General features: G+C 42.0%; 10 protein-coding genes. 9 read left to right on the top strand and 1 reads right to left on the bottom strand.

Annotation, left to right across the window (positions count from 1 at the left end):
- Positions 1–54 precede the first annotated feature (54 nt).
- A complete protein-coding gene (locus FDP09_RS14560; RefSeq protein WP_137403367.1) occupies positions 55–2,874 on the bottom strand; it encodes an alpha/beta hydrolase family protein in 2,820 nt (939 codons plus the stop codon).
- 421 nt (positions 2,875–3,295) lie between these two features.
- Between FDP09_RS14560 and FDP09_RS14555 the strand changes: the two genes are divergently transcribed.
- The 9 genes from FDP09_RS14555 to FDP09_RS14515 all read left to right on the top strand — a co-directional run bounded on the left by FDP09_RS14555 (position 3,296) and on the right by FDP09_RS14515 (position 11,935).
- Positions 3,296–3,772 (top strand): Lrp/AsnC ligand binding domain-containing protein, encoded by a 477-nt coding sequence (locus FDP09_RS14555; RefSeq protein WP_015266856.1) that lies wholly within the window; start codon positions 3,296–3,298, stop codon positions 3,770–3,772.
- 259 nt (positions 3,773–4,031) lie between these two features.
- Positions 4,032–5,477 carry a Fe-S cluster assembly protein SufB gene (gene sufB, locus FDP09_RS14550; RefSeq protein ID WP_137403366.1) on the top strand — a complete coding sequence of 482 codons (1,446 nt, stop codon included), beginning with the start codon at positions 4,032–4,034 and terminating at the stop codon, positions 5,475–5,477.
- Positions 5,478–5,571: 94 nt separating this feature from the next.
- Positions 5,572–6,333 (top strand): Fe-S cluster assembly ATPase SufC, encoded by a 762-nt coding sequence (gene sufC / locus FDP09_RS14545; RefSeq protein ID WP_137403365.1) that lies wholly within the window; start codon positions 5,572–5,574, stop codon positions 6,331–6,333.
- Between the two features lie 45 nt (positions 6,334–6,378).
- On the top strand, positions 6,379–7,668 hold the full coding sequence (gene sufD / locus FDP09_RS14540) for a Fe-S cluster assembly protein SufD (RefSeq protein WP_137403364.1): 1,290 nt from the start codon (positions 6,379–6,381) through the stop codon (positions 7,666–7,668).
- 215 nt (positions 7,669–7,883) lie between these two features.
- Positions 7,884–9,107 (top strand): cysteine desulfurase, encoded by a 1,224-nt coding sequence (locus FDP09_RS14535; protein WP_137403363.1) that lies wholly within the window; start codon positions 7,884–7,886, stop codon positions 9,105–9,107.
- Entirely contained in the window at positions 9,104–9,535 is a 432-nt protein-coding gene (locus FDP09_RS14530) for a SufE family protein (protein WP_137403362.1), read from the top strand. The genes FDP09_RS14535 and FDP09_RS14530 overlap by 4 nt, the downstream gene beginning before the upstream one ends.
- Before the next feature lie 4 nt (positions 9,536–9,539).
- Entirely contained in the window at positions 9,540–9,881 is a 342-nt protein-coding gene (locus FDP09_RS14525) for a DUF59 domain-containing protein (RefSeq protein WP_137403361.1), read from the top strand.
- A 27-nt stretch (positions 9,882–9,908) separates the two neighbouring features.
- The gene (locus tag FDP09_RS14520) at positions 9,909–10,328 is read left to right on the top strand and encodes a BrxA/BrxB family bacilliredoxin (RefSeq protein ID WP_137403360.1); all 420 of its coding nucleotides are present in this window, start codon (positions 9,909–9,911) and stop codon (positions 10,326–10,328) included.
- A gap of 320 nt (positions 10,329–10,648) precedes the next feature.
- Positions 10,649–11,935 (top strand): citrate synthase, encoded by a 1,287-nt coding sequence (locus FDP09_RS14515; protein ID WP_137403359.1) that lies wholly within the window; start codon positions 10,649–10,651, stop codon positions 11,933–11,935.
- Positions 11,936–12,336 lie beyond the last annotated feature (401 nt).

Raw genomic sequence — 12,336 nt, 5'->3', positions numbered from 1 at the left:
ATCCCCACTATCTGGGCTCGGGATTAGAAATCCCGAACAGCAATAAATTGCGTTTTATTCTGACAGCTCATATTTCAGTGTCCTACCTTTTTCCACAGCGGGCAGCCCTTCTGTCATCCACAGCGGTGCTGGTGCTCCTTTTAGGTAATGGTCAAAAAACTGGCTTAGACGGATGGACAAGTCCTTTCTATTTTTCCTTTTGCGTAGGTTGTGGTCTTCACCATTATAAACCAACAACCAGGCAGGTGTCCTGTTCCGCTTCAGGGACATGAAAAACTCTATGCCCTGGTACCAAGGCACGGCTCCATCCTTGTCATTGTGCATGATCAGCACGGGAGTATTGACCTGATCGGCATAGAACAACGGGGAGTTTTCGATGTATTCCATCGGCTTTTCCCAGAGCGTCCCTCCTATCCTGGACTGGGTCTGTTCGTACTGAAACATCCTGCTCATGCCAGATCCCCATCGAATCCCTCCATATGCTGAAGTCATATTGGCCACTGGAGCACCGGCACCTGCTGCCTTGAACATGTCCGTCTGCGTGATAAGGTAAGCCACTTGGTAGCCTCCCCAGCTTTGTCCTTGGATGGCCATAATGTCGGTATCCACATAGCCTTTTTCCACTACGGACATTACTCCTGGCACCACACAGTCATAGGCACTCTTCCCGGGATGGCCGATATCGTATTTGATGTCCGGCACGAAAACCACGTAGCCATTGCTTACGAAGTAGGAAATATTAATGATCGAAGCACTTGGGGCCGGACTGATATAATTGTGAAAACTGTCAGACCTTCGTTCATAAAAATATACCATCAAAGGATATTTCTTATTTGGGTCAAAGTCCTCCGGTTTGTAAATCATTCCCTGCAAGCTGTCGCCTTTCAGCGTCATGTACTCTGTCAGCTCTACGGTTCCCCAGTTGATGTCCTTTTGTTGAGGATTGGCATGAGAAAGCTGCGTTAAGTTGCCCATATTTAAGTCCGAAGCATAAACGTCCGGATATTCCTGAAAGGTGGATCTTCTCACGATGATTTCATCAGCCTCCTTGGCCTTCTCCAAGCCATAATAGCGATGATCGGTAAACACCATTTCTTCAGGAATTTTGTCCCCGTTAATGTCTCCTTTATAATACCCGCTCTTCTTGTTCCGCTCATTGAACGCATACAAGATCAAAGGAGCTTTTGGATCAATAAATTCCTCTTCCCTATCCAGCACTTCTCTTCGGAAGCTGGTCTGTTGTGTTCTACCGGATCCTTTGGTGATGTTTACGGGAGCTTTTTTGCCACTGGGGTCTGTTTTCCAAATATCGTAGCGGGAGTAAACGATAAACGACTTGTCATCCTCAGTCCATCCGGCCGCTCCATAGGATCGTGGCATGCTGGGACTGTCGTGTAGCTGATCATAGAAATCATCTTCAATACCTGCCGTAAGGTTAATGGTTTTCTCTTGTGCAATGTCATACGCCAACCAAGCACTATCTGGATAACTGTACCAATTTACATACTTCGCGGCAGGAGAAAGGCTCGGATAGCCTTTGGCATTTTTGACAATCATCTTTCTATCGCCGGTCTCCACATCGATCAAGTAGATATCCATGCCGATCTGGATGTCCCAACTGTAGTTGATCCGATAAGGGCTATCGTCTGTAGCGATGACCACATCATATTTGGCGTCTTTATCAAGATTGACCTTGTCCACCGCTCGATCACCAAGCTGCACGACTGTATTGTCCTTTAAGTCATATACCGCCAGAAACGATTTGTTGGCTTCTTTTTCCTTATCTTCCAATTGCATCGGCTGGATTTCATCATCCTTCCAGCTCCAGATATCAAGGGATACACGCTCCTCATCGAGAATGGTCGTATCATCTTCATAAGCGTAGGTCTTGTAATCTTCATTCACACCGAAAAACAACCTGTTACCATTTTCAGAAAATTTCAGGTTACCGTTCTTGGCTAATTTGCCATTTTCCAACAAGCCTTCAGTATCTTTATCCACAATGTTAATTTTTCCTTCCTTGCCAATGGCATGCAAATAAAGCTGATAATAAGGCTTCTCTGCTTTGGCAGAATCCCCTGTGGCCAAGTAGGCAAAGTGCTTTAGAGCTTTGGAAAAAACCGCATCCGAATAATCCGTCATCCCTGAATCAACCACAGTGCGTTCGCCACTTTCCAGTGCCAGAAGTCCAATAGCGGCATTGTTAAGGGTGTCTTCTGCTGCTTGTATAAAATAGAGGAATTCGCCTTTTTCTGAAAAGCCATACCGCTCCACTCGCTGGATTTCATAGGTGGTAGAACCATCAAAATTTCGCACTTTCAATAAAGTGCCATCGGTTTTGGGCTCCTTTTTATTTGGTGTGGAATCATTTGCCGTGCTGTCTTTTGGCGACTTTCTCTCATCTTTTTCCGCTTTATCAAAATGAACGGCCAGCCAATTTCCTTCCTTCTCCGGAACGCTGTACGATTTTACTCGCGAAAACTTCTCCATTTTGCCAGTTTCCAAGGAAAGAATAAACAGGCTGTCCTTGGGCATGTCCTTGTCCTTCTTATCGGCCAACTTCAGCATCCGGACGGTATCCTCTTCCGGAAGGATCTTTCCTACGACCCAGTGGCTGTCATGGGAAAAAGCATAGTGATCGCCCCTTGCTATCGAATAATTGGTTTCCCCACCATCATGACGAACGACCTTTAAACGTCCATCGCCATCTTGAGGGTTAATTTCAAACCCTACCCAATTACCATCAGGGCTAAGATTGGTAGATGATACAGACTCCCATCCGTCATAATCATCATGTTTAAGGGATCTTTTATCCTGGCCATAAGCACACCAGCTTACCAGCATCAATAGTAAAATAACGTTTAATCTGTTCATTTATAAAAGGGCTTTTTAGAAAATTATAGTATCCATAAAATGAAGGTGAAAATTTAAGGATATATCCACAAACTATTTATCAATTGTTGGATCAGTGGTAGGATTTGGATGTGGCTAGCATAAAACAAAAAAGTCTTGCCAGTAGCAAGACCCTTTTCAGAATATAAACCCAAATATAACTTTAGAGATTAAAAGTTTCAATATAAAAACCATTGTTTTTGCAAGTATTTCATTTGAAAACGATAAATTATTCTAATTTAATCGATTGCTTTCCAAATAATTACCCTTTCAAACAATGTAATCCCAAAGTAAATACATTTTTTGTAATTTTGCAAATCAAAAAAAATGTTCGCGTAAATTTTGACAATTCAACAATTTGAATGCATCTTTATTCAAATTAAGGTAACCAAATAATTAAATAATGGATAAAAATTTAGATATTGACAATGTTGATTTAAAGATCATCTCATTACTTAATGAAGACGCAAAAACCCCCTATACGGAGATTGCAAAGAAGGTTTACGTTTCTTCTGGTACTGTTCATGTGAGGATGCGTAAGTTGGAAGATATGGGAATTGTCAAAAGCGCCACCCTTAACATCGATTTTTCAAAATTGGGTTACGACATTTCAGCATATCTAGGGATTTACCTTGAAAAAAGCTCACTTTATGACAATGTAATCGAAAAGCTCAAGGAAATTTCTGAGGTAGTAAATGCGTATTATACTACCGGAAATTACAGCATCTTTGCTAAAATCATATGCAAGGACACCAACCATCTGCGGGATGTCCTTAACAAAATCCAAAAAGTAGATGGTATCGATAGAACAGAAACCTTGATAGTATTAGAGGAAAGCATAAATCGACCCATACAGCTTTTTGAGCAAGACGCTAAGTAATTTTCCTTAGAAAAGTGATTATTTAGATTAAATCTAATTTAAAAAATTAGATAAAAATTTGGAGTTTTATTTGTCTTTTTCCCACATAACCAAAAGTATGAAATTCATGCTTTTGGTTATGAAAACTTTTGTTTTTTAAGCCAGCGCATAGTTTTTTTCTATTCCCCATAAAGAATTTTCATTGTCATTGAACATATAAATTTAGATTAATGTTATATCTTTGCGGTACAAAATGTAATTAGTCTAAATAACTCGATTTATGAGCAAAGACAACGAAATTTTAGAGGAATTCACCTCAAAAGAATATGAACACGGCTGGTCTGTTGATTTTGAAGCGGATGAAGCTCCTGCCGGTTTGAACGAAGAAATTATCCGTTGGATTTCTGCCAAGAAAGAGGAGCCCACTTGGCTGCTCGAATGGAGGCTCAAGGCTTTCCGTACATGGCAAAATATGACTGAGCCTGAATGGGCAAATGTCCATTACCCCAAAGTAGATTTCCAAGCCTTAAAGTACTATTCTGCACCCAAGCAGAAAAGCAAGCCCAAGAGCTTGGATGAGGTTGACCCTGAATTGCTGCAAATTTATGAAAGACTCGGTATCAGCCTCAATGAGCAAAAGAAGCTGCAAGGCATAGCAGTAGATGCCGTACTGGATTCAGTATCAGTCGGTACTACCTTTAAAGATACATTAAGTAAACTTGGTATCATTTTCTGTTCTTTCAGTGAAGCTGTTCATGAACATCCTGAACTGGTAAAGCAGTACCTCGGTTCGGTGGTACCAATGACTGATAACTATTACGCAGCACTAAATTCAGCTGTATTCTCAGATGGCTCTTTTTGCTATATTCCAAAAGGCGTCAGATGCCCAATGGAGCTTTCCACATACTTTAGGATCAACGCTGCCAACACAGGTCAGTTCGAAAGAACCTTGATCGTGGCCGAAGATGAATCCTATGTTTCCTACTTGGAGGGATGTACAGCTCCTCAGCGGGATGAAAACCAACTGCACGCTGCAGTGGTAGAAATTTATGCTGCCAAAGATGCTGAAGTTAAATATTCTACCGTCCAAAACTGGTTCCCTGGGGACAAGGATGGCAAAGGCGGTATCTATAACTTTGTCACCAAAAGAGGTATTTGCGCTGGCGACAATTCCAAGATTTCCTGGACGCAGGTAGAGACCGGTTCGGCTGTGACTTGGAAGTATCCATCGTGTATCCTTAAAGGAGATAATTCTGTTGGTGAATTTTATTCCGTAGCGGTAACTAACAATTATCAGCAAGCTGATACGGGCACCAAAATGATCCATATTGGAAAAAACACCAAATCTAGGATCGTGTCTAAGGGTATCTCAGCAGGGCATAGCCAAAACTCATATAGAGGTCAGGTCCAAGTGATGAAAAGGGCAAAAAATTCCCGAAACTTTTCACAGTGCGACTCCCTCCTAATGGGTGATCGATGCGGAGCGCATACGTTCCCATACATTGACATCCAAAACCCTACTGCCAAAGTAGAGCACGAAGCCACTACTTCCAAGATCGGTGAAGACCAGATTTTCTACTGTAACCAACGTGGAATCGACAGTGAAGATGCAGTAGCCCTTATCGTAAATGGCTACGCCAAAGAGGTATTGAACCAACTTCCGATGGAATTTGCAGTGGAAGCCCAAAAGCTCCTGGCTTTGACCTTGGAAGGCAGCGTGGGATAATCCACCATACATTATTATGTAAAAAGCTTGGGAGCCACATAGGTTTCCCAAAGCTTTCTTATTACCAATTATCAGAAAGAAATCAGTTCAAATCATGTTATCCATAAAAAATCTACACGCATCTATCGAAGGGACGCCAATCCTGAAAGGAATCAACCTCGAAATTAAAGCAGGTGAAGTCCATGCCATCATGGGACCCAATGGTTCTGGAAAATCAACATTGGCATCAGTATTGGCAGGAAGAGAAGAATATGAAGTGACCGATGGTGAAGTGACTTTCAATGGCAAGGATTTGCTTGACATGAATCCTGAAGACAGGGCCAGAGAAGGCGTCTTTTTGGCATTTCAATATCCGGTAGAAATCCCAGGTGTGAGCACCACTAATTTTCTTCGTACTGCGGTAAACCAAGTGCGGGAATACCGAGGCAAAGAAGCTTTGGATGCTGTAAAGTTCCTTTCACTGATGAAGGAAAAAATGAAGTTGGTCGAAATCGATCAAAAATTAATGAGCCGTGCCCTGAACGAAGGCTTTTCAGGTGGCGAGAAGAAAAGAAACGAAATCTTCCAAATGGCCATGTTAGAGCCCACCCTTTCTATTTTGGACGAAACCGATTCAGGCTTGGACATTGATGCCCTCAAAATCGTTTCCAATGGCGTCAATGAACTCAAGTCACCAGACAATGCCACCATCGTCGTAACGCACTATCAACGACTGTTGGACTACATCGTTCCTGATTATGTCCATGTACTTTATAACGGTAGAATCGTAAAATCCGGTTCTAAGGAGCTGGCATTGGATCTTGAAGAAAATGGATATGACTGGATCAAAGCGGATGTGGACGGAGCTTCTGTCTAATCATCAACTTGTCCAATTGTCAAACCACACATTTCTTGAATATTCATGACTACAATAGCTAAAAATAAACTAACGGATTCCTTCTTGGAAATCGCCCGAAATGCTTCGGCCGGCACTTTGCCCGAGCTTAGGCAAACTGCTGCGAATATCCTGGAAAAACAAGGATTGCCTGCCCCCAAAGCTGAGGAGTACAAATTCACTCCTATCAGTAAAAAGATAGAAAGCGGAATATCCAATCTTCAAACAGCTAAAAGCCTTTCTCTGACTCCTGAGCAGGTGCAAGAAGCCTTGATCCCCGAACTGGATGCTGATGTATTGGTATTTAACAATGGGCAGTTTGATGCCTCTCGCTCTATCTACACTGAAGAAAATTACACCATCTCTTCATTTTCTGACCTCTCCGCTGATACCGCTGGTCAAGTCGGAACCATTGCAAAATCCGAAAAGGAACCGTTCAATGCCTTAAATACTGTGCTATTTGAAGATGGTCTTCATATCCACATCGCTAAAAACAAGGTGGTGGAGAAGCCTATCTTACTACTTCACTTCTGCCAGGCAAATGACGGTCAGGTCATCGCTCCAAGGGTCTTTATCCATGGAGAGGCCAATGCCCAAGCCACCTTTATTGAGAGGATCATCAGCGTGGACAGTGAAGCCTATTTTCTAAATAGCTTGACAGAGGTAATGGTCCATGAAAATGCGCACCTATATTACAACAAAATCCAAAACGAAAGTGATGCGGCAATAGAAGTCAATAACTTCGAAGCAGACATCCATCGTGATGCCACCCTTTCGACAGTAACGCTCTCGCTTAAAGGGGACTTGATACGCAATAACTTGACCCTCAACCTCAGAGACAGCGGTTGTGAGGGCAATATGTACGGGCTCTATTTGCTCAACGGCAACACACATGTGGACCACCACACCAATGTAGATCACACCAAGCCGCATGCAGATTCCAACGAGCTCTACAAGGGCGTTCTTGCAGATAAGTCAAGAGGTGTATTTAACGGAAAGATCTTCGTGCGTCAAGATGCACAGAAAACAAACGCTTTCCAGCAAAACAATAACATTCTCCTATCTGAGGATGCCATCATCAACACCAAGCCGCAATTGGAAATATGGGCAGACGATGTGAAGTGCTCCCATGGCTGTACCACTGGTCAGCTAGATGATGAAGCCCTGTTTTATCTCCAAGCGAGAGGAATCGGCAAAGCAGAAGCCAAAAACTTATTACTATATGCTTTTGCAGGAGAGATTCTAGACCATATCAAAATCGAGCCATTGCGGGAATTCTGCATAGCCCTCGTACAAGAACGATTGGGGAACCTGTAAGCCCCTAAAGAAATGATGGATGGAGATGGGGCTTTTTGGCCCCATCCTCTTTTATCCCGATGATGAAAACCTGTTTCCTACTTTCAGAACACCGGGGCTTAGATACGGACGAAATATGAATCTTCGTCAAGAGTGCAAAAAAACCTGATGCTCAAGCCTTTTGGGACCATCACTGCTATCGGGTAAAACCATCGAACAACCAATAAACGCCATCCATGACGCTGAATATCCAACATATCCGAGAAGAATTTCCTGTACTTGACCAAGAAGTAAACGGAAGACCGCTCATTTATATGGACAATGCGGCCACTACCCAAAAACCAAAAAAGGTGCTGGAAGCTTTGTCTGCTTATTACACCCATGACAATTCCAATATCCACCGTGGTGCCCATACCTTAGCAGACCGTGCGACCAGGTCATTTGAGAAAACCCGAACCTATTGCAAGGAATTCCTCCATTCGGCTGAGGAAGAGGAAATCATTTTCACCAAAGGGACCACAGAAGGCATCAACCTAGTGGCCGCTACCTATGGAAGAAAATTCATTGGCAAGGGAGATGAAATCATCATCAGTACATTAGAGCACCATTCCAATATCGTCCCTTGGCAAATGCTATGCGAAGAAACGGGTGCAACACTAAAGATCATCCCAATCAATGATAAGGGAGAACTGATCATGGAGGAATTTGACAAGCTGCTGAGTGAAAAGACCAAAATGGTCGCAGTGGTCCATGCTTCCAATGCACTCGGCACCATCAACCCTGTCAAAGAGATCATCGACAAATCCCATAAAGTCGGCGCAAAAGTGCTCATAGACGGTGCCCAATCTTCTGCACACTTAGATATAGACGTACAAGCACTAGACTGTGACTTTTTTGTCATGTCTGCCCACAAAATCTACGGCCCCACTGGTCTGGGCGTGCTTTATGGAAAAAGAGAAGTTCTGGAAGCCATGCCTCCCTACCAAGGTGGTGGAGAAATGATAAAGGAAGTAACCTTCGAAAAGACCACTTTTAATGAAATCCCCTTTAAATTTGAAGCAGGAACTCCTAATATTGGAGATGTGATTGCTTTCCAAATGGCCTTGGAGTTTGTCAATAAACTGGGCAAAACTAATATCAGAAAGCATGAGGAAGACTTGCTCCACCATGCAGAACATCAATTAAAAGACATTAAAGGCTTCATTCCAGTAGGAACCGCAGATCAAAAATTAAGTGTTCTTTCCTTTTTGATAAAGGACATGCACCCGTTTGATGTGGGGATGATGCTAGATGCAGCAGGAATTGCGGTAAGGACGGGACACCACTGCACACAACCTCTTATGAACCGATTTAATATTGAGGGAACTGTTAGGGCTTCCTTTTCTGTTTATAACACCAAAGAAGAAGTGGACAAGCTCTGTGAAAGTGTCCGCAAAATTGCCAAACTGAAGAATAAATGAGTGACATCAAGCAAGTTCAGGAAGAAATCATAGACGAATTTTCTATTCTGGAAGGAGACAGAGAGTCAACCATATTTTACATCATGGAATTGGGGAACCAATTGGATGAGTTTCCCGAGGAAGCCAGGCTGGACGAAAACCTGATTAAAGGCTGTCAGTCAAAAGTATGGCTAACCACTGAAGTGAAAGACCAAAAAGTCATTTTCAAAGCAGATTCCAATACGGACATTACCAAAGGTCTGATCAGTCTGCTAATCAGGGTACTCTCCGGTAGATCTCCTAAGGAAATCATCGATGAGGACCTTTATTTTATCGAAAAAATAGGCATGGGCAATATCATTGGTTCCCAGCGATCCAATGGTCTGGCCTCCATGATCAAACGAATGAAGTTATACGCATTAGCTTACCAATCAAAACTAAACGTGTAGATTTATGGCTGAAGAAAATCAAACTGCACAACCTGCCAATATTCCTGATCTAAGGGACAAGGTGGTCCAAGCGATCAAATTGGTATATGACCCAGAAATCCCTGTGGACGTTTATGAGCTGGGACTGATCTATGAAATCAGTGTTTTCCCTGTGAATAACGTATATGTATTAATGACATTGACCTCTCCCAATTGCCCTTCTGCAGAGTCAATTCCTGCTGAAGTAAAAGACCGGATCCAGCAGATCCAAGGCATCAATGATGTGGAAGTAGAACTTACCTTCGATCCCCCCTACTCCCAGGACATGATGTCAGAAGCGGCAAAATTGGAACTAGGATTTATGTAAGTGCATTAAATTAAAATAGAAGATATTATGTATCCTGAAGAATTAGTAGCACCAATGCGTGCTGAATTGACAGAAGTGGGTTTTAAAGAATTTAAAACCGCTGAAGATGTAGAGAATCATTTAAAAAATGACAAAGGAACTACCTTTATCGTCATCAACTCTGTATGTGGCTGCGCAGCAGGTGCTGCAAGACCTGGTGTAAAGTATGCCCTTGACAAAACCGATGCAAGGCCGACAACCCTATCTACGGTATTTGCTGGTAATGACACCGAAGCTGTAAACAAGGTTAGGGAGATGTGCCTTCCTTATCCTCCTTCCTCTCCGGCCATGGCATTGTTTAAGGACGGTGAACTGGTACACTTTATCGAGAGACATCACATCGAAGGAAGGAATGCCCAAATTATTGGAGAGCATTTAGTAGAAGTTTTTGAGCATTTCTGCAAGTAAACATTAAAATAGTCCGCCACGGTGGACTATTTTTTTTTTTGCTTATTCCCAAAACACCCATTATATCGAACACAAGATTTTATTCTGAGTTTTCGAGCATATGCCCCATAAGACATTAACCCAACCAGATCTGTTTTTCTGATTATTGCGCAAAACAAATGCAATAAATAACCTTAATAAAAAAATAAGTAAAATTACTTATTTTTATTCGTGTAATATATACTGTTTATTGTGAAAATAAGGCGGTTTTTTATTAACTTAAGGCCGCCAAATACGGTTTCACGATTGAACAAAACCATAAATAGATAAACGTAAAACTTATGTCTGAAATAGCTAAGTTATCCTTCAATGGTACCGAATATGAATTACCAGTAACAGAAGGAACTGAAAATGAGAAGGCAATAGAAATTGCCAAATTAAGAGGCCAATCTGGATTGATAACCTTAGACCCAGGATTCAAAAACACAGGATCTACCAAAAGTGCCATCACCTTCTTGGATGGAGAAAAAGGGATCCTTCGATATCGAGGATATAATATCGAAGACTTGGCTGAAAAGTCTAATTTTTTGGAAGTTTCTTATCTTTTAATTTATGGTGAGCTTCCTACTCAAGAGCAATATGACCAGTTTGCAAATGAAATCACCTATCATACATTAGTTCATGAAGACATCAAAAAGATCTTAGACGGATTCCCTTCTGTGGCACACCCGATGGGCGTATTGTCTTCTTTGATCTGTTCCTTGACTGCCTTTTACCCAACCTCTCTGGATCCAAACAGGACAGAAGAGGAAATCAAATTGAGCATTGTAAGATTAATGGCCAAGCTACCTACGTTTGCAGCTTGGGCATATAAAAACAAAATGGGGCATCCGGCAAATTACCCTGATAATAACCTTGACTATTGCTCCAACTTCATGAAAATGATGTTTGCGCTTCCTGCAGAAAAATACGAAGTGGATCCAATTATCGCAAAAGCATTGGACAAACTGCTTATCCTTCACGCTGATCATGAGCAAAACTGCTCTACTTCTACCGTGAGGATCGTAGGATCTTCCCAAGCCAGCATCTACGCTTCTATTTCCGCAGGTATCAATGCCCTTTGGGGTCCTCTTCATGGCGGGGCGAACCAATCTGTGATCGAAATGTTAGAAGCGATCAAAGAAGATGGCGGAGATACTAAAAAGTATTTGGATAAAGCTAAGGACAAAAATGATCCTTTCAGACTGATGGGCTTTGGACACAGGGTATATAAAAATTTCGACCCAAGAGCCAAGATCATCAAAAAAGCAGCTGATGATGTATTGGGTAAATTGGGCGTAAATGATCCAGTGTTGGAGATCGCCAAAGAACTGGAAGAAGCAGCACTTAACGACCAGTATTTTGTGGACAGAAAGCTGTATCCAAATGTGGACTTCTATTCTGGTATCATCTACAGAGCACTTGGCATCCCTACGGACATGTTTACCGTGATGTTTGCTTTGGGCCGTCTTCCTGGCTGGATTGCACAGTGGAAAGAAATGAGAGAAAACAACGAACCTATTGGCCGACCAAGACAGGTATATACTGGTGCCAATGAGCGTTCTTATGTCAACATGGGTGACAGATAAAATCTTAATTCAATTAGTAACTGTAACTAATATCCAAAAGCGGGGCTCAATGGCCCCGCTTTTTTTCTTAAGGTAAAATACCCCAAGGCAGTATAAAAATTTCCCCATTGAAAATAATCGTGTATCAAGGATAAGGTAACTGGCCTCATCTATTTCCCCACAGGTGCCCTCTTACAACCGAAGAAATACCCCATTGAGATGATACAAAACCTTCATGACGGCAATTGAACACCACAGTCCCACCAAATATTTTTTTTCTTCCAAACCATTTGATTCACAAAAACCTAATTATAATTTGTATAAACCAATAATTACACATACCTTTGCATTTCAATTAAGAAAAGAACTTTTCTGAGTCATGAGGTTCCTTACTCGGTAGTGTTGGGTTATTTCAAGGAAAA

The sequence above is a fragment of the Echinicola rosea genome, assembly GCF_005281475.1.
GTDB lineage: Bacteria > Bacteroidota > Bacteroidia > Cytophagales > Cyclobacteriaceae > Echinicola > Echinicola rosea.
The sequence above is the reverse complement of the archived record's forward strand: the minus strand, read 5'-3'. Positions and strand labels throughout refer to the sequence as shown.